Here is a 22,839-nt window from a genome sequence, read left to right as displayed (position 1 = left end):
TAGTTAAATTACTAAAAGTCAATCTATGTACCAGGTATATTTGAGTGATTTCCCTTTGCTAAGTATTATGAAAAAAGTCACCTACCTTTTTTGGTTTGATTTTAACTTTAATCAGTTTAAAACATTTTTTCTAAATTATACATATAATCCTGTAGCTAAAAAGAAAGTAAAGGAATTATAAATATCAGTTGAATGGCCATTCCATATATCACCTACAATCATTTTTTTAATACGATATAACATTTTCCGAACACTGTTCTCTACCTGCTATACTTTACTTAAACGCTAAAGGTCCAGGCAAATTTATTCATTTGCTACTATTATATTACAATACATTCTTAAAAACAAAACGCCTCGCTAATTTATAGCGAGGCGTTTCTCTTTTACTTTAAATAGTCTTTAGCTTTGGACAGGGCCTCTTCTATACCTTCTGGCTTCTTACCACCAGCGGTTGCAAAGAAAGGTTGGCCACCGCCGCCACCTTGGATGAATTTACCTAATTCCTTAACGATAGTTCCAGCATTTAACCCTTTTGATGCTACCAGTTCTTTTGAGATATAACAAGACAACAACGCTTTTCCGTTCTGGTCCATAGCAAAAAGAAGGAAAAGGTTATTTTTGTTCTGACCCATTTCAAAACTCAAGTCCTTAATTCCAGAAGCATCTAAATCTATCTTCTTAGCCAGAAATTGAACACCGTTTACTTCTTCCAGTTCATTTACTAAATCCCCTTTTAGGTTTTTAGCCTTGTCTTTCAAAAGTCCTTCTACCTCTTTTTTCAACTTTGCATTTTCTTCCTGCAAATTTGAAACTGCCTTAACCGTGTCTTGGGCGTTATTCAATAACCCTTTCATGTCGGAAATGATTCTATCATTCTCATTATAGAAATCCTTAACGGCATCAGAAGTTATCGCTTCAATTCTTCGTATCCCTGAAGCTACCGCACCTTCTGATTTAATCTTAAAATGCCAGATATCTCCTGTATTCTTAACATGGGTTCCACCACATAGTTCAATAGACTGCCCAAAACGGACTGTTCGTACCGTATCTCCATATTTTTCGCCAAAAAGAGCCATAGCACCTGCTTTTACAGCTTCTTCCATTGGTATATTTCTATGTTCCTCAAATGGCAATTGTCCTTCAATACGTGCGTTTACAAAACTTTCTACCTCACGAAGTTCTTCCGGAGACACTTTAGAAAAGTGAGAAAAATCGAATCGTAAATATTTAGAATGCACTGCAGAACCCTTCTGCTCTACGTGCGTACCAAGTACTTCTCGTAAAGCTTGGTGTAGCAAATGCGTAGCCGTATGATTAGCCTGAGTACGCTCTCGTTGTTTCTTGTCCACTACCGCTTTGAACGTTCCGCTTATATCTTTAGGGAGGTTTTTGGTAAAGTGAATGATTTCACTGTTCTCCTTTTTAGTATCTAAAATATAAACTACATCGCCATTGGGCATTTCTAAATACCCTTTATCGCCAACTTGGCCACCACCCTCTGGATAAAAAGGGGTTAGATTAAAGACTAGTTGATATTGTTCTCCCGCCTTTTTTGAAGTTACCCTTCTATATTTTACAAGTTTTACATTAGACTGAAGCACGTCATAACCAACAAACTCCTGTTCTAAATCTTCTGAAAGTACTTCCCAATCATCTTTAGAAATCTCTGAAGCCGATTTTGAGCGGTTCTTCTGTTCCTGCATGGCTACATCAAACCCTTTCTCATCTAGGCTTAATCCTTTTTCAGAAAGAATAAGAGCTGTTAAATCTATCGGAAAACCATAGGTGTCGTATAATTCAAAAGCCTTTCTACCATCAACCTCTTTTCCTTTTACATTGGCTATTACCTGATCTAAAAGAACAAGACCTTGCTCCAACGTTTTCAAGAAAGAATACTCTTCTTCTTTGATTACGTTTTCAATCAACTGCCGTTGCTCCTTCAACTCAGGGAAAGCTTCACCCATACTTTCGGTAAGTTCGCTTACCAAACGGTACATAAAAGGTTCTTTGGTATTTAAAAAAGTAAAGCCATAACGTACGGCACGCCTTAAAATACGTCTGATTACATAACCTGCTCCCGTATTGCTTGGCAATTGCCCATCTGCAATAGAAAAAGAAACGGCACGGATATGATCTGCAATTACACGAATGGCAATATCGGTCTCTTCATCTTTACCGTACTTGCTATGTGTTATAATCTCTATTTCACGAATAATAGGTTTAAAAACATCTGTATCGTAGTTAGATTTCACATCTTGAAGCACCATACACAAACGTTCAAAACCCATTCCGGTATCTACGTGTTTTGCTGGTAACGACTCCAATGAACCATCTGCCTTACGATTGTACTGCATGAAAACCAAGTTCCATATCTCAACCACCAGTGGGTGATCTGCATTAACTAACGAAGCCCCGGAAACTTTGGCTTTTTCTTCCGCAGAGCGAATATCCACATGAATCTCAGAACAAGGACCGCATGGGCCTTGATCGCCCATTTCCCAGAAATTATCTTTTTTATTCCCTAAAATAATTCGATCTTCAGGTACAATGGCCTTCCATAAATCAAAGGCTTCGGTATCTAACGACAAGTTATCTGCATCTTTACTTCCTTCAAAAACCGAAACATAAAGGCAATCCTTATCAACCTTTAAAACTTCCGTAAGCAACTCCCATGCCCATGAAATAGCCTCGGCTTTAAAATAATCGCCAAAACTCCAGTTCCCCAACATTTCAAACATCGTATGGTGGTAGGTATCCTTCCCTACTTCCTCTAAATCATTATGTTTTCCACTAACACGCAAACATTTTTGAGAATCTACAACCCTAGTGTTTTTAGCAACAGTATTCCCTAAAAAGAACTCCTTAAACTGGTTCATTCCCGCATTGGTGAACATAAGAGTAGGGTCATCTTTGATGACCATTGGAGCAGATGGAACTATTTTATGTCCTTTTTCTTTATAAAAATTTAAGAATTGAGATCGGATTTCCTTGGAAGTCATAGAGAATTATAAGGTTTTACAAAAATTAGCGTTTTAAAGGAAAGTATTTCTATATTTGTTTATCCCGCTAAAACAGCACAAAAATAGGATAAAATAGATACATGTCTAAGGTAAAGTATTATTACGATCCAGATACGCTATCGTATCGCAAGATAGAGGCCAAAAAATCTCGCCGCTATCGTAATATCGCACTATTTTTTATAGGTTCATTTCTTTTTGGTTTGATGTGCTTGGTATTCTTAATGAACACCAACCTCATTAACACGCCAAGAGAGCTTTCGCTTTCGCGCGAAGTAAAAAACTATGAGCTTCAGTTTGAACTTTTAAATCGAAAGATGGGTCAAATCGAAGAGGTTTTGGCTAACATAGAAGACCGAGATAATAACATCTATCGTTTATATTTTGAAGCAAACCCCATACCCGAAGAACAGCGAAGAGCTGGTTTTGGAGGTATTAACCGTTACAAATCATTAGAGGGCTTCAATAATTCCGAAATGGTTACCGCAACGACCAAACGTCTGGATATTATTAAAAAGCAAATGTCCATTCAGTCCAAATCGTTAGATGAAATCACGAAGCTGGCAGAAGAAAAAGAAAAGTTCTTAATGGCCATTCCGGCTATTCAACCCGTTACCAATGAGAGTCTTAAACGTATGGCTTCCGGTTTTGGATGGCGTTCAGACCCTTTTACCAAAGCACGTAAACTGCATAGGGGTATGGATTTTTCAGCTCCAAAAGGAACACCGGTCTACGCACCTGGTGATGGTAAAGTAACCCGTGCAGATAATGGTTCGTCCGGTTATGGGAAACACATACGCATAAATCACGGTTACGGATACAAAACTCTTTATGGGCATCTTAGCGAATACAATGTAAAAAAAGGTCAAAAAGTGAAACGTGGAGATTTAATTGGTTTTGTAGGTAATACAGGCCGTTCAGAAGCTCCGCATTTACATTACGAAGTTTGGAAAGATGAAGAGCGCATCAACCCTATAAATTTCTACTACGGCAGTTTAACCGCAGAAGAATTTGAGAATATGCTTAAACACGCAGCACAAGAAAATCAATCTTTGGATTAATGCAAATAGATCTCCCAGAAAAAAGGTACTATGGCATTGGCGAAGTCGCCAAGGCTTTTGACGTAAATACTTCCCTAATACGTTTTTGGGAGAAAGAATTTGATGTACTCAAGCCAAAGAAAAATGCCAAAGGCAACCGTAAATTCACACCGCAGGATATTGACAACCTTAAACTTATTTACCACTTGGTAAAAGAGCGTGGTTTTACCTTAGATGGTGCAAAAACACATCTTAAGGAGAACCGTCAAAAAACACTAAACAACTTCGCTATTATTGACAAATTAGAGCGAATTAAAGTTGAATTGACTAAAATTAAAGATCAACTGTAACTTTTTGACCAATTTATGGTCTAATGTATTGAACACACTGTTTTGCTGATTACAGCACATTAACTATAACCTAATATTTTTAAAATGAAAAAAGGATTAATCGTACTTATCGTACTAGGAGTCATTGCCGTTGGCCTATACCAATGGGCTGTTGGTTTTAACAATACCGCAGTAACCTTAGAAGCCAACGCAAAAACGTCTTGGTCTAATGTAGAAAGTGCCTACCAACGTAGAAACGACCTTATTGGCAACTTGGTAAAAACGGTACAAGGCGCAGCAGATTTTGAACGTGGAACACTTACAGATGTTATTGAAGCCCGTGCAAAAGCTACGTCGACCACTATTGATGCCAATAACCTTACGCCAGAAAAAATGGCCGCTTTTCAACAAGCACAAAGTGGACTTACAGGTGCTTTGAGTAAATTAATGGTAGTAGTGGAACGTTACCCAGAACTTAAAGCAAATCAGAACTTCTTAGAGCTACAAGCACAATTAGAAGGTACGGAGAACCGTATAAACGTTGAACGAAACAAGTTTAACGAAACCGTAAATCTTTACGACATACACATCTCAAAATTCCCAGGGTCATTCCTAGCAGGTATTTTTGGATTTGAAGACATGGCACGCTACAAAGCTGACGCAGGTTCTGAAAATGCACCTGATGTTGAATTTGATTTCAAATAGCATATGTCAAGAGTAGAAGCATTTTTAACGGCAGAAGAGGAGCAAGAAATTGTTGCGGCTATACATAAGGCCGAGAAAGACACTTCTGGCGAAATTAGGGTGCATATTGAGCCGCACACACGCCTAGACCCTATTGAAAGGGCAAAAGAAGTGTTTCTACTCTTGAAAATGGAAAACACCAAAGAAGCCAATGGAGTTTTGGTCTACGTTGCAGTAAACGATAGAAAATTTTCCATATACGGAGACCACGGCATTAACAAAGTTGTACCCGATAATTTTTGGGACACTACCAAAGATGTCATTCAAAACCAATTTCAAAAAGGAAACTTTAAGCAAGGTATCATAGATGGTATCTTAAAAGCCGGTATAGAGCTGCAAGCACATTTTCCTTGGGAGCACGGTGATAAAAATGAACTTAGCGATGAAGTATCTAAAGGGTAGTCTACTCGTAATCTTACTCTGTTGCTATAATCTGGTAACGGCTCAATATCAGATTCCTGATAAGCCGAAAGAACAGACTAGCGTTTACGATTATATTAATCTACTGAGCGCAGGTCAAAAACAGACTCTGGAGCAAAAACTGATTCACTATTCCGATAGTACCTCAACACAGATAGTTGTTGCTATTATCAGTTCTACAGAAGGTGAAAACATTAACTTTCTAGGAGCGCAATGGGGAGATAAATGGGGAATTGGCCAAGCCGATGACGATAATGGAATCCTCATACTATTAGCCAGAGACGACCGAAGAATAGCTATCAACACAGGGTACGGAGTAGAATCTAGACTTACAGACGCTCTATCCCGTAGAATTATAGACCAGGCAATAGTTCCGTATTTTAAACAAAATGATTACTACGGTGGCTTAAACGCCGGTTCTGACGCTATTTTTCAAGCACTTAATGGTGAATTTAAAGAAGACCGTTCTTTTGACGATGGCGGTAGTTTTCCATTAGGTAAGTTTCTACCGTTTATTATTTTCTTCGTTATTCTTATGATTTTATCCAACCGCAACAAACGTGGTGGCGGTGGCAAAAACGGTGGAAAACGTGGTAACGGCTTAGACCTTTGGGACATTATCATCTTAAGCAACATGGGCCGCAGTGGTGGTTCCGGAAGCTTTGGAGGTGGTGGTTTTGGAGGAGGCTCCGGTGGTGGCGGATTTGGCGGTGGCTTCGGAGGTGGAGGTTTCGGAGGCGGTGGCGCTTCGGGAGGATGGTAATTTAATACTGCTTAAAACGCAACCTTTCCCTACGCATGCTATCTTTTAAAAAAAATAACATGTCCAGACTAACTTTCTTACTACCCTTGTTTCTTCTTCTTTCTATGTGTTCATCTGATGACACAGAAGATTATGACTGTTCAGCAGTATTATGTGTAGCTGATTTTTCAGAACTACACCTCGAACTCATAGATAGTGAGAATAGTGAAAATCTACTAACTAATGAGACCTATACCGCCTCTGACATTTCAATTTCAGGAAATGAAACCATAGAATTTTCGATTTAAGATATAGCAGAAAAGAAAATTTTAACTCTTTCTGACTCCGAATGGGAAATAGGCACTTACAATTATGTTTTAACTGTTGGAGATTCAAATAGTTTTGATATAACATTAAAACTCGCCCGTACAGATGGTGAAGGTTGCTGTTCTAATACGCTACTTATTGAATCTTTAGAAATTGACGGCGAAATTCAAGAAGACAACTCCACATTATTCAAAATCCCAATAAATAACCTAGACTAATCTAAATCACTTACAGGGATTATGTATACTATCTAAAACTACTTACAACTAGTTTTATTTCTTTCTCATATATATTGTAATGGGCACACCATTAAAATCAAAATTCTCTCTTAATTTATTCTCTAAGAACCGCTTGTAAGGATCCCGAACATATTGTGGTAGATTACAGAAGAAAGCAAACTGAGGATAGTTTGTAGGCAACTGCGTAATATATTTGATTTTTACGTATTTATCTTTATAAGCTGGCGGTGGTGTCCGTTCTATAACTGACAGCATAACATCATTAAGCTGACGCGTTTTTATTTTTTTAGAACGACGTTGGTATACCTCAACAGCTGTTTCAATAGCTTTATATATACGTTGCTTGGTTAATGCTGATATAAAGAGAATAGGCACATCTACAAACGGCTCCATTGCTTTTTGAATGCGCTGGGTGTATTGTTTCATGGTATTCGTTTCCTTATCCTCTATCAAATCCCATTTGTTCACCAGAATAACAATACCCTTGTTATTACGTTGGGCCAACCAGAAAATATTTTCTACCTGACCATCAAAACCACGAGTGGCATCCAACATCAACAAACAAACATCACAATGCTCAATGGCACGTACAGAACGCATAACAGAATAAAATTCCAGGTTTTCCTTTACCTTGGCTTTTCTTCTGATCCCTGCAGTATCTACAATATTAAAGTCAAACCCAAAACGGTTATACTTAACATCTATACTATCTCTAGTAGTACCTGCAATATCCGTAACAATGTAACGGTCTTCACCAATTAAAGCGTTTATGAATGAGGATTTACCTGCGTTAGGTCTCCCTACCACCGCAAATCTAGGTAGCTCATCCTCTTCTTCTTCATGCTCTGGAAGTACTTCCACTAAAGCATCAAGCAATTCTCCCGTTCCACTACCATTAATACTGGAAAGGGTAAAATATTCACCTAATCCCAAAGAATAAAACTCAACGGCATCTTCTGCACGCTTGGCATTATCTACTTTATTAACAGCCAAGAAAACAGGCTTCTTAACTCTACGTAGCAAGTTGGCCACATCTTCGTCCATACCTGTAATACCACTTTCTACATCTACCATAAAAATTATGGCATCCGCTTCCTCAATGGCAAGTTCTACTTGTTTATCTATCTCCTGCTCAAAAATATCATCGCTGCCTTGCACATAACCCCCCGTATCTATTAGCGAAAATTCTTTTCCATTCCAATCACTTTTACCATAATGGCGATCTCGGGTAACCCCACTTACGGCATCGGTAATAGCTTCCCTTCGTTGAATCAAACGGTTAAAAAACGTGGATTTCCCTACGTTCGGTCTCCCTACAACGGCTACAATAGCACTCATACTTCCTAATTTTGCTGCAAAAGTAATATTAATCCCGATGGAATCGTAATTCTAAACGACTAATCGTAAGGAAATTAAAAAGAGAATCCCCAAATCTCAACATGAAATTCGGGGATTCTATTATTTTCGAAAGGTTAAAACCGACTATTTTATCTCATAAATTGAAACGGTATTGGACACCTCATTTGTGATAACCAATAAATTCTCTCCATTAGGCGACTCATCCGAAGGTATAACCAAAAGACCTTCTGGGGCCACATCCTCCGTATTAAAAATCCATCTTAAAAATTCAGGAGCAGATGGATTGGTGATATCATATACCATAGCACCACCTGTTCTTTCAAGTCCCACGAATAACAAAGTAGACTCACCAATTTTTAATGTAGTTACAGATTCTGGTTCCGCACCTTTATCATCACTTCTATCGTCTACCTCACCTTCATCATTATTAAATAAAGCCGGTGCAATTTCTAGTGTTTTTCTTCCGATCTCATCTCCGCTATCATAAACTATTTGCCCTTGAGGACTCCAGATTGTAAATGAACGAGCTCCGTAAGAATAGATTTTATCAAAATCACCATCGCCATCCGTATCTCCATTTGCAGTAGTTGTTTTCAATCTACCAAGATTCTCTTCTGCCTGCAATTCTTCGGCATTTGGAAAAGCTGTTGCGTCCAACTCTAAATCCTCTACCCTTTCTTCTTCAGAATAGCCATCATAATCGCGAGAATCGCCTTCATTAGCAGAAATGATATACCCCGCTCCTCCTATTTCAGCATAGGTAATGGCATCTGGCATATAAAAACCTAGAACGGGCCAAGTTTGAAAATTTCCTATAATATCATCTTTATTACTAGCGTCCATAGCATTTTCAGAAAGCGAGTGATCTTTAACACCCAATCCAAAAACATCCGTTAAGGTCATTGCAGTTAAATCAACCACGGCCATACCATTGTTTTCCTGTAAGCTGATGTACGCATATTTACTATCTTCCGAAACAGCCACATATTCTGGCTCAATATCTTGGGCAACCGTAGCTCCAGGACCAAAAACCCTAAACTCGTTACCGATAGTTTGTCCGTTATAATTGGTAAAAAACAACGTATTTATCTCATTCTTCTCCACATCTATGATACTTATAGAACCTTCCGGATCTACCGTATAATCATCATTTGGCTCACCTTCATTAGCTGAAATAATGTATTTCCCATCAGGGCTAAAAGCAACCATATCCGGCAATGCACCAGCAGAATAAGAATTAGATAAGGTCATGGAAGCTGTATCGTATACCTCTATAGTACCATCTGCTTGTTTATTTTCGTTTTCTACCGCTATTGCCAATAGACCGTCATGAACCGCAACACTATTAGGTGTCCCCGTTAAGGGAATAGAAACTTGTTTGGAAGGAGCTGAAGGTTGAGAGATATCCCAAACGGAAACTTCACCTTCTGTAGGATTAACAACAAATAGTTTACCAGTAACGGCATCAAATGCGCTAATTTCCGCGAAGCCTTCATCACCGGTACCATTTACGAATCCACCAATTTTAGTAAAGGTAAGTTCTGAAGTATTTACTGTTGAATCTTGGTCTGGATGACCAACAAGTTCTTCTACTTTTTCACAGGAAAAAGTTGTTAACGCAATAAGGGTAAGCGAAATGCTTTTAATTTTTTTCATCTTCAAGGTTGGTTATTAATCCCCAAAGATGAAATTCCACGGTCACTTAAAGGTTAGCTTAAGAACAACCAATGTTTAAAAGAACGCTACTAAATCGTTAAGAAGTTTTAGTTATTGTAACCAAAGCGTTTTAGCTGACGAGCATCACTACGCCAGTTTTTATTGACCTTCACGTACAATTCTAAATGCACTTGTTTGCCAAAAAACTTTTCTAGGTCTTTACGGGACTCTACTCCTACCCTTTTAAGGGCACTACCTTTATGACCAATAATGATACCTTTTTGAGAATCGCGTTCTACCATAATAACCGCTCTCATTCTAATGATATCTTCATCTTCAAAAAATTCTTCGGTATCGATCTCCACAGAGTAGGGAATCTCTTTTTTGTAGTGCATTAAGATTTTCTCGCGAATAGTCTCGTTAACGAAAAATCGTTCGGGCTTATCCGTCAGTTGGTCTTTAGGATAATATGCAGGTGCTTCTGGAAGCAATTCTATAATACGTTCAAAAACATTCTTAATATTGAAGTTCGATAAAGCTGAAATAGGATGTAATTCTACCGTTGGAAGCATTTCTTGCCAATACTGAACTTGTTCCTCCAACAATTCCTGTGTAGTGATATCCACTTTATTCAGCAGTAATAAAACCGGAATCTTACTGTTCTTTATCTTTTCGAAGAATGCTTCATCTTTTAAAGCCTTTTCACCTATTTCTACCATGTACAAAAGTACATCTGCATCTTCAAAAGCCGACTTTACAAAATTCATCATGGAAGATTGTAGTTCGTAAGCCGGTTTAATGATACCAGGAGTATCGGAAAGAATCACCTGAAAATCATCCCCATTAACAATACCAAGAATACGGTGTCTTGTAGTCTGAGCCTTTGAGGTAATGATAGATAACTTCTCGCCTACAAAAGCGTTCATCAAAGTAGACTTGCCCACGTTGGGGTTGCCAATAATATTTACGAATCCTGCTTTATGCTTTTGCATCTTTAATTTTTTTAAAATAGTCGGCCGCCGCTGCATTTACTTTCGGTGCCAGTAATAAAACGGCAATCATATTCGGTATGACCATAAGCGCATACGATAGATCTATCAGGTTTTTAACCAAATCTAACGAAGCTACTGCTGCAAAAATAATCATGATTACGAAATACCAATTGTAAAACTTCCCAATTTTTGCATTAGTCAAGAAAGAAAGGCATTTTACACCATAATATGAGTAGGTAAACAAGGTAGACATGGCAAAGGCAGTTACAATTACCATTAGCAAAACATCACCATAACCAAAAAGTGTAGTTTCGAACGCGGAAAGCGTCATTACAATTCCGCTACCTTCTTCTAAATAAGCGCCGCTTAAAATTATAACAACTGCTGTAAAGGTACATACCAAAATAGTATCTATAAATGGACCTAACATTGCGACAAGACCTTCCTTAATAGGATTATCTGTCTTTGATTGCCCGTGATACATAGGAGCGCTACCCAAACCTGCTTCATTAGAAAACATAGCCCGGCGGACACCTATTATAACCAGCCCCCAGAAACCTCCGGTGACTATAGTATTAAAGTTCCATGCTTCTGTAATTATTAATTTTAAAGATGGAATAATTTGCGAAGCATTCAATACCATCACTATCACAACAGCTATTAAATACACCATTACCATAAAAGGTACAATAGCAGATGCTACTTTAGCTATTTTTTCTAATCCTCCAAAAATTACGAATGAGGTAACCAAGGCAAGAATTACCCCAATACTCAACTTCCAATTCATCTCACTCATCTGAAAAAGTGTTTCGGAAGGTTCTACTACACTCATGAAAGTTTCCGTAAACTGATTAGCCGTAAATACTCCCAGAAAACCAAACAACCCACAGACCGCAAAAAATATAGCCAATGGTTTTGCCTTTGGGCCAAGGCCTTGTGTGATGTAATACATTGGGCCACCCTGCAATTTACCATCAGAATCCGTACTACGGAACATAACCGCCAGACTACACGAATAAAATTTGATACACATACCGATGATTGCGGTAACCCAGATCCAAAAAACAACACCGGGACCGCCATCATGGATAGCAATAGCTACACCAGATATGTTTCCAAGACCTACCGTAGCAGCAACTGCCGCGGAAAGCGCTTGAAAAGAACTAACATCACCTTCCGCTTTATCATTATCATACTTACCCGCCGTAATTGCAATGGCGTGGCCAAAGAAACGATAGGGTAAAAACTTAGAATAAAATACTAAAAAAAGTCCTCCACCAATAAGTAAGAGAAACATTGGCCACTCCGTATAAGGCAGTGCGGCAGAAATAAAATCGTTTATTGTATCCATAAATAGGCTTGCAAGCTCCTAAGGTATGGAATTTGGATATTTTTTAAGGTATGCTAAAAAAGTTTCTGCCCTAAGTTTGGTTTTAAGTAAAAAACAGTTGTATATTTGCAGCCCGTTACAAATAGTAGCGCACCTTTATCTCGTCAGCTTAATGACCTGTAGTCGCAAGACAAGTGAGATAAAAACCCATATCGCGGGGTAGAGCAGTAGGTAGCTCGTCGGGCTCATAACCCGAAGGTCGCTGGTTCGAGTCCAGTCCCCGCTACTAGAGAAGATAAGCCTTTTAGGAAACTGAGAGGCTTTTTTTATGTCTTGCACTTCCGTATAACTATACTCCGTAAGCAAAAGCGTAAACATTTTGCCTCATGAAAATTAACTATGTCGAACCTGCAATTCATACAGTGGTGTCAATGTTTACAAGTGGCCAAGCCTATAAAAAAATGAACGAGAAGCTACTCTGGAAAAATCTTGGTTCATTTATTTTTCATTTCATACCAAAGACCGATAAATTAAAATATACAAGTAAAACTGCGACAACCAAACCGAGTTTGAAACACAGAAAGACTAAATTTCCGATTTTGACATAATGCCTATTCCAACCATCATATAAACTCTGTAATATAATGTTTACAAGCTCTATACTGTGGAGATGGTAAATAGTGTAAACCTACAAAGTGCTTTAATTTTTATTATAAACCTCTTTATTAAGACAATTTCCTGCCCAATAAAGAGTTCGCACTCCTGGCTTACCTTGGAGCTATTGGTATATCCGACATACATATAAGATAATAAATCCTATATTTAGTATAGACATATTAATATTGAATCATTTGAGAGGTTTTATTATAATAATTTTTTTATCATTTTCTTTTGGTACTTTTTCCCAAGAGCTACCTCCTATTCAAAATTATGGTCCAATTGATTATGGGTCAGGAAATCAAAACTGGTCGGTTTCCCAATCGGATGACAAGCACATTTATGTCGCAAACAATAATGGTTTACTTGAATTTAATGGAACTAATTGGAAATTGTACCCATCTCCCAACGGAACATATCTAAGATCTGTTAAAGTTATTGGCTCTCGTATCTATACGGGTAGTTATATGGAATTTGGGTTTTGGAAGGAGGATGAATTCGGTAATCTTAAATATTATTCCATATCTACCAAACTTCAAATCCCGCTGATAGAGGATGAACACTTTTGGAACATATCGGAATTTAAAGATTGGGTATTATTTCAATCCTTAGACCGCATATACATATACAATACTGTTGACGAATCGTTCAAAATGCTCGAAGCCAAAACCACTAGAGCCGAGATTCTAGAGGTTGGAAACAGGGTCTACTTTCAAAAAATCAACGAAGGTATTTTTACAATTGAAAACGGAAAACCTGTGCTGGTATCTGATGATATCGTCCTGAAAAGCGATATAGTGGTTGGCGCTTTTTCCATACGGGAAAGCACTTTATTAGTGACTGAGCAAGGGGAGTTTTATTTTTTGGATAAAAATGGTCTTCAGAGATGGAATATCTCGGCCGACAATGAGTTGGCATTGATAAAAGTATATAGTAGTATAAAATTAAAAGATGGTTCATTTGTTTTGGGAACTATTTCAAACGGGATTTATCATATTGACGAAAATGGAAATATTATTGCCAGAATCAATCAAGAGAAAGGTCTGAACAATAATACAGTCTTATCTCTTTTTGAGGATGTAGACCGTAATCTTTGGTTGGGCCTAGACAATGGTATTAGTGTTATAAACCTAAATTCACCCTTCAAGGAGTATATTGATCAAGTTGGAAGAATAGGTGTTGTATACACTTCAAAACTGTTCAATGGTTTTAGGTACTTAGGAACGAATCAGGGCTTATTTGTTAAAAGAGAAAATGAAGAAAGTAATTATAAACTGGTAAAAAATACGGAAGGACAAGTATGGGTCTTAAAGCAAATTGGGGAGGAACTTTTCTGCGGGCATAATTCGGGAACGTTTGTAATTAATGAGGATGTGGCAGACCAAATTTCTGAGTTACCAGGAACATGGGATGTTAAACAGATTCAATCGAACAAAAATCTATTGCTTCAAGGAAATTATAAAGGATTGAGTGTTCTTGAACGAACAGATGGCCGTTGGCGATTTCGTAACAAAATAGAGGGATTTAATAGTTCTAGTAGATTTTTTGAGTTTGTAGATAATCACCGCATTCTAGTAAATCATGAATACATAGGCATTTTTGATATCGAAATTGACAATGAATTTAAGAAAGCGCTAAACATTAAAAAAGAGCTCTCAAAAGGCACCGGATCAAGTTTGGTTAAATTCAATGGCGAAATAATATATACTACCGTCAATGGGGTTTTTAAATTCGATAATAAACGGCAAAATTTCATTTCTGATACGCTTTTAACAGCTAATTTTTTTAATACCGATGATAATATCATAGGAGTGCTTACTCCCAATGAAAGTACTGGAAAACTTTGGGGATTTACAGATAACAACATAATATACGCCACACCCGGTCAATTCAACAGTGATCTTGTAGCCAATAGAATTCCGATACCCAAATCCTTCAGAAACAGTATGGGTGTTTTTGGGTTTGAATCAATAACCCATTTAAAGGATGAACTTTACTTAATAGGGATTTCTAATGGGTATGTTACACTGAATTTGAATAAATTAAAGAAGCATGAATATCATATCTCTATAAATTCGGTTTCAAAAGAATTTTATGATGCTGATAAAATAGCTGTAAAAATTAATGGGTATAACGAGTTTAAATATTCAGAAAACAATTTAAACTTCGACTTTAGTGTACCCGAGTTCGATAAATTTACCGAGGTGTCTTATCAATATCAACTAGACGGGATTTACGATGAATGGAGCAATTGGTCCACCCTGCCTCAAGTATCGTTCAAAAATTTACCCTATGGTAATTATACATTTAGAGTAAGAGCAAAGGCAGGAAATACCCTCACAAACAATACAGCTTCATTTAAATTTGTAATCGCAAGACCTTGGTATTTATCCAACCTGGCCATTTTAGGTTATTTTATTGCTCTTGTTCTCATTACCGCCCTGATTCATAAATTATATAAAAGGCATTACAAAAAACAACAAGATTTGTTGATGAAAGAAAGCAGAAAAAGGCTGAAGCGTAAAAAACTAAAAGCGCAAAAGGAGATTGTCCAAATTAAAAATGAAAAACTACAAAGTGAAATAGACAGTAAGAATAGGGAACTTGCCGTATCTACCATGAGCCTTATTAAAAAGAACGAATTTTTAAATACAATCAAACAACAATTAAAGGAGAACAATGATAACCCAAAAATAAAATCGGTGATACGGACAATAGACCGTAACATTAATAACGCCGATGATTGGAGACTCTTTGAAGAAGCTTTTAACAACGCGGACAAAGACTTCTTAAAGAAAGTAAAAATATTGCACACCGAACTGACTCCTAATGACTTGCGTTTATGTGCTTACCTAAGACTAAATCTATCTTCCAAAGAGATAGCTCCATTACTCAATATTTCAAGCCGTAGTGTAGAAGTAAAACGATATAGACTACGCAAAAAAATGGCCTTACCGCATGGAAACAACCTTACCGATTACATCTTGAATCTTTAGAAAGCACAACACCACTTCTTTTTACCACAACATTACCCATACAAATAGAGTTTTCTTAATCTTTTGTTAATCATTTATAACTCCTTCGATATTACGAAACCCGCAATATTATAGGTCTTTATCACCAAATATTCATTTTATAACATACTTTTTTTAGGTATGTATAATTTTTGTTGGGGTGTACTTTTTGGATTCACACTCTCTAAGAAATAAATTGTGATTTCAAAATATACTACAAATGAAGAACACTTTTATTTTTCTTATTCTACTATGTTGCATGCCAACATTATATAGTCAAGATCTAACGATTAACGGAGTTGTAAAAGATGCTAGTTTTAATGAGCCATTGCCTGGTGTAAGCATAATTATTAAGAACACCACAACAGGAACCGCAACAGATTTTGAAGGTGTCTTTTCCCTTAAAGATATCTCGCAAGGAGATATTCTCATCTTCTCTTATTTGGGTTTTATTACCCAAGAGGTTACCATCCAGAATTCTGACAACCTTACCATTATAATGCAAGATGATGTAAGCGCTTTGGAAGAAGTAGTGGTTGTTGGCTATGGAACTCAAAAAGTAACTAAAGTTTCCGGTGCTATTTCTACGGTAAAAGCAGAAGCCATTGAAAAACTAAAGCCATTACGAGTAGAAGAAGCTCTACAAGGTAGTGCCTCAGGGGTATCTGTTATTCAAAGTGGATCACCGGGTAGTAAGCCAACCGTATTAGTACGTGGTATTCCTTCTTTCTCCGGTGTTGACCCTGTAGTTATTATTGATGGTGTACCACAAAGTTTAGACGACTTAAATTCTATAAACTCAGCAGATATTCAATCTCTTAATATTCTAAAGGATGCCGCTTCCACGGCCATCTATGGTGTAAAGGGAGGAAATGGTGTTATTGTAGTAACTACTAAAGGAGGTAGAAAAAATTCAAAAACAGAATTTAACTATAGTACTTATACAGGTAACCAATCTGTCATTAGAAGACTAGGGTTGTTGAATGCCTCTGAATATGCTGTAATGGCCAATGAAGGAAGTACCGCCGCAGGCGGAAATTTGATTTACTCTAATATTTCCAATTTAGGGCAGGGTACAGATTGGCAAGATGAAATTTTTAAAGATGCCGGTATAACTTCACATACCATATCGGCTAGAGGAGGGTCCGAAAACGTTGGCTATTTTTTATCTGCCGGATATTTAAGTCAAGGCGGTGTAGTTGGTGGCAGTGATAAGTCAAATTTTGATAGACTAAACGTTACGGCAAATTTAGATTTCCAATTAACTCCAAGATTAAAATTTCTACTTAACACTAGTTATGCTAACATAAAAAGTAAATCTATAGCAGAGAATTCCTTTAACTCTATTCTAGGTAATGCCGTAAATTTTGACCCAACTGTAGCCCCCTACAACACAGACCCTAATGACGTTGCTACATATGGATATAGCAACTTGTTGTTATCTGAGATTTTTAATCCGGTACAACGGTTAGAAAACACTTACAATAGTAACAATGGAGATAAGTTATATGGTAAGTTCGAATTTCAATATGATATTTTGGACAACCTCAAAATAACCTCAAGATTAGGTTATACCAAATGGAATCAAGTAAGTAAAGAATTTACACCACTCACCTATTATGGTCCAAATAATGTATCTAGTGACTACAATTCAGACGGTTCCATTAAAACTCAGGTAGTTGATAATGGAGATGATACTAGTAGTATTATTCCTTTATTTCATAATAGTGTGACTGAGAAGGAAGAATCTAATTTTAGTTATACGTTCGAAACCTTTGCGAGCTACAACTTCATCTTAAATGAAAAACACAATTTTGATGTTGTTTTAGGAATTTCAAGAAGTAAATCTACAGGTGACGAAATAAGCGTAACACGACAAGACGTAAGAGATAACTCTTGGGATTGGGCTGATATTTCTGCTGCGACAGGAGTAAATACCGAGTTGAACATAAACGCCTATACGGGGTCAAGCAGCCAAGATCTAGAGCGTAGGAACATGTCATACTTCAGTAGAATAAATTATGATTATGCCGGTAAGTACTTAGCTTCATTTTCTGCAAGACGTGATGGTTCCATAGCCTTTGGAGATGATAATAAATTTGCGAATTTTTATGCAGGTTCATTAGGCTGGGTTATTTCTAATGAAAGCTTTTTCAATGTGAAGGACATTAATTTATTGAAGATTAGAGGAAGTTATGGTACAGTTGGTAACGAAAATATAGACCCACAGTATGTAAGCATTACCGTTGGAGGACCAAGTTATAATACAACGGCAAATAGTAATGGATATACTTTTGGAACTGAATTTGTTTCTGGAGCAACTGTAAATTCATTTAGCAACCCAACACTCAGTTGGGAAGAACAAACGCAATATAACATAGGCTTTGATGCTACATTATTTAATGACTTATCTATAACTGCAGATTATTTTAATAAATCTGTTGATGGATTGTTGTTTACAGATGCACCGCCTCTTTATGCCGGAACATCAGAACCTGTTCAATCCAATATTGGTAGCACAGAAAGTAAAGGTGTTGATTTAACCATTGGGTACAGTAACGGCAATTCTAAAAATTTTAAATTCAATACCTCTATAACTTTTACAAGTTCTACCAACTTAGTTACGGAAACAAATAGCGATGGTACGGCATTTGTACCTGGAGGTTCTATTTTTAATGGTCAAGCCCACGATATTACACGATTTGAAAAAGGCTTTACACCAGGATATTTTTACGGTTATCAAACGGATGGATTATTTCAAAACCAAACTGAAATTGCAGCACATGCAACCCAAACTGGAGCGCAACCGGGAGATATCCGCTTTGTAGACTCCAACAATGACGGTATTATTAACGATGATGACAAAACCAAAATAGGAGATCCCTTTGCAGATTTTACATTAGGTTGGAATTTAGGTTTTGATTTTAAAAACTTTGACTTCAGCATGTTTACCTATGCTTCTGTAGGTAATGATATCTATAGAGCGTATGAACGTAATGCATTGTATACGAACAAAGACAGAAGTATTTTAAATAGGTGGACGGGAGAAGGATCAACAAACGATGCCAAAAACCCACGTTACACTTTTGCTGATACAAACAGTAATATAAGACCTTCAGATAGATATGTGGAAGATGGCAGTTTTGTAAAAATTAAGAGTTTAATGTTAGGTTATACGTTACCTGAATCATCAAATACCTTTTTTAGCAAAATCCGTATTTATGCTCAGGCTAAAAACCTTGTATCGCTTACAGAGTATACCGGCTATGATCCTGAGATTTCAGGGGGCATTTTAGATACCGGTATTGACAGGGGTGCATATCCGCAAGCACGAACATTATTAATTGGTTTAGATCTTAAATTTTAATACCCGAAAAAATAACAGTATGAAAAATATAAAAAACAGTATTGGGTTAATCATCATACTTTCAATCTTTGTTGGTTGTTCAGACGTTGTTGAATTTGACCCGCATGATGAGTATGCCGTAACAGAGGTAGATTATTTGAGAACAGAATCAGATTACCAAACTATGGCCGTAAGTTGTTATACACCAACACAATGGCTAAACGGCATCGTAGTTCTTGGCGATATTGCATCGGATAACGCCGTTGCAGGAGGTGAAAATGCTTCGGATGTACTTACGTTACAAAATATAGACGACTATGACTATCAATTATTAGCAAATAATAGCACGCTAGAAGATTTATGGAAATCAGCTTACGAAGGGGTAAACAGAACTAATTACCTTATTGATTATAAGGATGTTAATTTATTAGGCGAGACTGTTGAATTTGATGGTAAAGAAGCCATGTATGGCGAAGTACATTTTTTACGAGCTTATTATTATTTCAATTTAGTCAAAATGTTTGGAGACGTTGTACTCTTCACGGATTATAAGCTAGGATTAAATGATTTTGGAACCTTACAAAGGTCTCCAAAAGCAGATGTTTACGCACAAATCGAATCAGATTTACTTAACGCTATAGCTATATTGCCATCAACGGCATCTCAACAAGGGAGAGTTACCATATATGCCGCTCAAGCTTTACTGGGTAAAGTATACTTATATCAAGATAAATTTGATTTAGCCGCTACTATGTTAGAAAATGTAGTGAACGGCCCATTTAGTTTGGTTTCCAATTTTGATGATATATTTCTTTTAGAAGGAGAAAACGGACCAGAATCAGTTTATGAAGTACAGTATTCAAATGGTTCCCCTTATTACAACTGGGGTGGACAAACTAGAGGTCAAGGAAATTATGCCGTACAACAATGCGGGGTAAGAGGATTTAACGGTACTGAAGATATGCCATACAATTCTGGTTGGAGTACGAACCTGCCAACACAAGATTTGGCAGCTGCTTATGAAGATGGTGACCAAAGAAAAGATGCAACCGTTTTTGATGTTGCAGCGTATGCAGAAAACAATCCCAACCTTAATGTAACATACCAAGTTGCCCCATTCAAAAATACAGGTCTGTACAACAAAAAGTATTTACCTAGAAAAGGGCAGACAAGTGGGCAACCAGAGTTGAATTACGAAAACAATCACCGTATAATACGCTATGCAGATGTTTTGTTAATGGCTTCGGAAGCAAATTTAAGAGCATCCGCAGTTAATCAAGCAAAAGCACAATCATATTTAGATATGGTTCGCGACAGAGCCTTTGGTGATGAAGACCATCGTATTACTGCAACATCGCAAGTTATTTGGAACGAGAGACGTTTAGAGCTTGGCATGGAAGGAGATCGCTTTTTCGATTTGGTTAGAACAGGGCAAGCTGCTACAATCTTAGGAAGTGGCTATAGTTCAGCTACAAATGGGTTATTTCCAATTCCTCAAAGAGAGATAGATATTTCCGGGTTATCACAAAACGAGGGCTACTAAAAAAATAAAATACATCTTATGAAAGCATTTAAATATATAATAACCGCCATTATACTTAGTACTCTAGTCTGGAGTTGTGAGAATGATACCTTTGGAGAAACAGACTTTGTGAACGGCATTACAGCACCAGCCAACATTTCCGCTGGTGTAAACGTAACTCCAGATAATACAGGGCTAACGAAGATTACGCCAACAAGTGATGGAGCGGCAAGTTACAGTATAGATTTTGGCGATGGGTCAGAACCTTCTGAATCATTGACAGCCGGAGAATATGTAGAACATATATACGCCGAAGGAACTTATGAGATTAAAATTACAGCTACTAGTGTAAATGGTAAATCTGCGACAAATACACAAACGATTAACGTTTCGTTTAAAGCACCTGAAAATCTAGTTATTAATTCAGAAATAGACGGCACGAATCCATTTTTACTAAATGTGACCGCATCTGCCAATTTCGCATCTAGCTATTTGGTATACTTTGATACTGCTAACCCTGATGAAGAAGGTACTCCACTAGAAATTGATGGAGCAATAAGCCACGAATATCAAGGTGTAGGCGAATATACCATTAAGGTTGTAGCCTTAAGCGGTGGTACCACAACTACTGAATTAGAACAGTTAATCACTATTTCCGCTCCTGTAGAACTGCCTATTGATTTTGAACTTTTTGATGATTCGGTATTTATTGGTTTTGGTGGGGCTTCGGCAGCTGTAATAGATAACCCCGACACAAACGGAAATGATTCGGCAATGGTTGGTCAAATTGTCAAAGGTGGTCCTGAAGTATGGGCAGGTAATGTAATTACCTTATCAGCTCCTATAGACTTTTCTATCAAGAAGGTTATAAATGTGAAAGTTTGGTCGCCAAGATCGGATGGAAAACTAGTATTGAAAATTGAAAACCTTGATGATAGCACTATTAATATTGAAAAGGAAATTACCTTATCTGGCAATAGTACGTGGGAGGAAGTTACTTTTGATTTCTCAGATATTGATGAATCCCAGTCATATCAAAAACTAGTTTTCTTTTTTGATTTTGGTGCTGTAGGAGATGGTGGAACAGACTGGACCTTCTATATAGATGATATTACACAAAACATACCATCAAGCGGGGCTACGGGATTGCCCGGTCAATGGATAATGGCTCCGGAAGGAGGCGCTTTAGGTGTAGGTCCAGCCTTTGGCGACACAAGCTGGTGGAACTGTGATGACGCCTGTGTTGCTGAAAGAGCGTGTTTTTATGATGATATATACATTTTTGGACAAGATGGCTCTTTCAAAAATGATTTGGGAACAGAAACCTGGACTGAAGCTTGGCAAGGTGGTACAGACTCATGCGGAACGCTCATAGCGCCACATGACGGCTCAAATCCGGCAACCTACACATATGATGAAGGAGCCGGTACCATTACCCTAAACGGAGTTGGTGCGTTCATAGGAATTCCTAAACCTTATAATGGAGGAGAACTAGCAAGTCCTGCAGATGCTCCTGCTTCAATAACTTATAACATTGAGTTCTTAGATAATGACACGATATCTTTTACCATCGATGCTGGCGGCGCTTTTTGGCATTATAAACTAATAAGAGCCGGCGAGGTTACAACACCCTTAACGGGAACGTGGCAAATGGCCCAAGAAGGAGGCGCTTTAGGTGTGGGGCCGGCAAATGGAGATACAAGTTGGTGGAATTGTGATGCAGCCTGTGTAGGCGTAAGAGCATGTTATTATGATGATTTGTTTGTATTTGGTGCAGATGGATCTTTTCAGAATGTTTTAGGAACTGAAACTTGGACCGAAGCTTGGCAAGGTGGTGCAGATTCTTGTGGAGCCCCCGTTGCGCCACATGATGGTTCTGTTTCTGCAACATATACTTATGACAGTGGTGCGGGCACATTTACCCTTAATGGTAAGGGGTCGTTTATTGGAATACCAAAACCTGTAAATGGTGCAGAACTGACAAGTCCTGATGATGCACCTGATGCTATTATTTATAATGTCACTTTTGATAACGATAATACGATGAATGTTAGCATTGACGCTGGCGGAGCTTTTTGGCAATACAAGCTTGTAAAAATCTAAAA

The 22,839-nt window shown here is 37.6% G+C and carries 15 protein-coding genes and 1 tRNA gene; 11 read left to right on the top strand and 5 right to left on the bottom strand.

The genetic code is table 11. From position 1 onward, the window contains the following. Window positions 1-383: 383 nt before the first annotated feature. A complete protein-coding gene (gene alaS, locus IWB64_RS09425; protein ID WP_194533775.1) occupies window positions 384-2,999 on the bottom strand; it encodes an alanine--tRNA ligase in 2,616 nt (871 codons plus the stop codon). 101 nt (window positions 3,000-3,100) lie between these two features. Between alaS and IWB64_RS09420 the strand changes: the two genes are divergently transcribed. The 6 genes from IWB64_RS09420 to IWB64_RS09395 all read left to right on the top strand — a co-directional run bounded on the left by IWB64_RS09420 (window position 3,101) and on the right by IWB64_RS09395 (window position 6,600). Further along, window positions 3,101-4,078, top strand: a complete 978-nt coding sequence (locus IWB64_RS09420; RefSeq protein WP_194533774.1) for a M23 family metallopeptidase — start codon at window positions 3,101-3,103, stop codon at window positions 4,076-4,078. Beyond that, window positions 4,078-4,407 carry a MerR family transcriptional regulator gene (locus IWB64_RS09415; RefSeq protein ID WP_194533773.1) on the top strand — a complete coding sequence of 110 codons (330 nt, stop codon included), beginning with the start codon at window positions 4,078-4,080 and terminating at the stop codon, window positions 4,405-4,407. The genes IWB64_RS09420 and IWB64_RS09415 overlap by 1 nt, the downstream gene beginning before the upstream one ends. 84 nt (window positions 4,408-4,491) lie before the next feature. Further along, entirely contained in the window at window positions 4,492-5,091 is a 600-nt protein-coding gene (locus tag IWB64_RS09410; protein ID WP_155598241.1) for a LemA family protein, read from the top strand. A gap of 3 nt (window positions 5,092-5,094) precedes the next feature. Further along, the gene (locus IWB64_RS09405) at window positions 5,095-5,532 is read left to right on the top strand and encodes a TPM domain-containing protein (protein ID WP_194533772.1); all 438 of its coding nucleotides are present in this window, start codon (window positions 5,095-5,097) and stop codon (window positions 5,530-5,532) included. Beyond that, window positions 5,513-6,313, top strand: a complete 801-nt coding sequence (locus tag IWB64_RS09400) for a TPM domain-containing protein (protein WP_194533771.1) — start codon at window positions 5,513-5,515, stop codon at window positions 6,311-6,313. Before IWB64_RS09405 ends, IWB64_RS09400 begins: the two co-directional genes overlap by 20 nt. Window positions 6,314-6,372: 59 nt before the next feature. Beyond that, the gene (locus IWB64_RS09395; RefSeq protein ID WP_194533770.1) at window positions 6,373-6,600 is read left to right on the top strand and encodes a hypothetical protein; all 228 of its coding nucleotides are present in this window, start codon (window positions 6,373-6,375) and stop codon (window positions 6,598-6,600) included. 291 nt (window positions 6,601-6,891) lie between these two features. Here IWB64_RS09395 and der read toward each other — a convergent pair whose 3' ends face one another. The 4 genes from der to IWB64_RS09375 form a co-directional block, all read right to left on the bottom strand. Further along, a complete protein-coding gene (gene der, locus IWB64_RS09390; protein ID WP_194533769.1) occupies window positions 6,892-8,196 on the bottom strand; it encodes a ribosome biogenesis GTPase Der in 1,305 nt (434 codons plus the stop codon). Between the two features lie 144 nt (window positions 8,197-8,340). After that, entirely contained in the window at window positions 8,341-9,873 is a 1,533-nt protein-coding gene (locus tag IWB64_RS09385) for a choice-of-anchor I family protein (protein ID WP_194533768.1), read from the bottom strand. Between the two features lie 107 nt (window positions 9,874-9,980). After that, complete coding sequence (gene era / locus IWB64_RS09380; RefSeq protein WP_194533767.1) at window positions 9,981-10,865, bottom strand: GTPase Era; 885 nt, start codon at window positions 10,863-10,865, stop codon at window positions 9,981-9,983. Continuing rightward, the gene (locus tag IWB64_RS09375) at window positions 10,852-12,216 is read right to left on the bottom strand and encodes an alanine/glycine:cation symporter family protein (RefSeq protein ID WP_194533766.1); all 1,365 of its coding nucleotides are present in this window, start codon (window positions 12,214-12,216) and stop codon (window positions 10,852-10,854) included. The genes era and IWB64_RS09375 overlap by 14 nt, the downstream gene beginning before the upstream one ends. A gap of 192 nt (window positions 12,217-12,408) precedes the next feature. Between IWB64_RS09375 and IWB64_RS09370 the strand changes: the two genes are divergently transcribed. The 5 genes from IWB64_RS09370 (at window position 12,409) to IWB64_RS09350 (ending at window position 22,837) form a co-directional block, all read left to right on the top strand. After that, window positions 12,409-12,481: transfer RNA gene (locus tag IWB64_RS09370), tRNA-Met, on the top strand. 565 nt (window positions 12,482-13,046) lie between these two features. Beyond that, window positions 13,047-15,848, top strand: coding sequence for a helix-turn-helix and ligand-binding sensor domain-containing protein (locus IWB64_RS09365; RefSeq protein ID WP_226975844.1), 2,802 nt, complete (start codon window positions 13,047-13,049; stop codon window positions 15,846-15,848). Between the two features lie 238 nt (window positions 15,849-16,086). After that, window positions 16,087-19,233: a SusC/RagA family TonB-linked outer membrane protein gene (locus tag IWB64_RS09360; protein ID WP_194533765.1), complete on the top strand. Its 3,147-nt coding sequence runs from the start codon at window positions 16,087-16,089 to the stop codon at window positions 19,231-19,233. Between the two features lie 19 nt (window positions 19,234-19,252). Continuing rightward, window positions 19,253-20,755 (top strand): RagB/SusD family nutrient uptake outer membrane protein, encoded by a 1,503-nt coding sequence (locus IWB64_RS09355; protein ID WP_194533764.1) that lies wholly within the window; start codon window positions 19,253-19,255, stop codon window positions 20,753-20,755. Between the two features lie 18 nt (window positions 20,756-20,773). After that, a complete protein-coding gene (locus IWB64_RS09350) occupies window positions 20,774-22,837 on the top strand; it encodes a PKD domain-containing protein (RefSeq protein ID WP_194533763.1) in 2,064 nt (687 codons plus the stop codon). Window positions 22,838-22,839: the final 2 nt, after the last annotated feature.

The sequence above is a fragment of the Zobellia nedashkovskayae genome, from assembly GCF_015330125.1.
In the GTDB taxonomy this organism is placed as follows: Bacteria; Bacteroidota; Bacteroidia; order Flavobacteriales; family Flavobacteriaceae; genus Zobellia; species Zobellia nedashkovskayae.
The sequence above is the reverse complement of the archived record's forward strand: the minus strand, read 5'-3'. Positions and strand labels throughout refer to the sequence as shown.

Bases quoted from the DNA above. Each gene is read 5' to 3' on its own strand.
- alaS (WP_194533775.1), bottom strand. From the start codon at position 2,999: ATGACTTCCAAGGAAATCCGATCTCAATTCTTAAATTTTTATAAAGAA.
- IWB64_RS09420 (WP_194533774.1), top strand. From the start codon at position 3,101: ATGTCTAAGGTAAAGTATTATTACGATCCAGATACGCTATCGTATCGC.
- IWB64_RS09415 (WP_194533773.1), top strand. From the start codon at position 4,078: ATGCAAATAGATCTCCCAGAAAAAAGGTACTATGGCATTGGCGAAGTC.
- IWB64_RS09410 (WP_155598241.1), top strand. From the start codon at position 4,492: ATGAAAAAAGGATTAATCGTACTTATCGTACTAGGAGTCATTGCCGTT.
- IWB64_RS09405 (WP_194533772.1), top strand. From the start codon at position 5,095: ATGTCAAGAGTAGAAGCATTTTTAACGGCAGAAGAGGAGCAAGAAATT.
- IWB64_RS09400 (WP_194533771.1), top strand. From the start codon at position 5,513: ATGAAGTATCTAAAGGGTAGTCTACTCGTAATCTTACTCTGTTGCTAT.
- IWB64_RS09395 (WP_194533770.1), top strand. From the start codon at position 6,373: ATGTCCAGACTAACTTTCTTACTACCCTTGTTTCTTCTTCTTTCTATG.
- der (WP_194533769.1), bottom strand. From the start codon at position 8,196: ATGAGTGCTATTGTAGCCGTTGTAGGGAGACCGAACGTAGGGAAATCC.
- IWB64_RS09385 (WP_194533768.1), bottom strand. From the start codon at position 9,873: ATGAAAAAAATTAAAAGCATTTCGCTTACCCTTATTGCGTTAACAACT.
- era (WP_194533767.1), bottom strand. From the start codon at position 10,865: ATGCAAAAGCATAAAGCAGGATTCGTAAATATTATTGGCAACCCCAAC.
- IWB64_RS09375 (WP_194533766.1), bottom strand. From the start codon at position 12,216: ATGGATACAATAAACGATTTTATTTCTGCCGCACTGCCTTATACGGAG.
- IWB64_RS09360 (WP_194533765.1), top strand. From the start codon at position 16,087: ATGAAGAACACTTTTATTTTTCTTATTCTACTATGTTGCATGCCAACA.
- IWB64_RS09355 (WP_194533764.1), top strand. From the start codon at position 19,253: ATGAAAAATATAAAAAACAGTATTGGGTTAATCATCATACTTTCAATC.
- IWB64_RS09350 (WP_194533763.1), top strand. From the start codon at position 20,774: ATGAAAGCATTTAAATATATAATAACCGCCATTATACTTAGTACTCTA.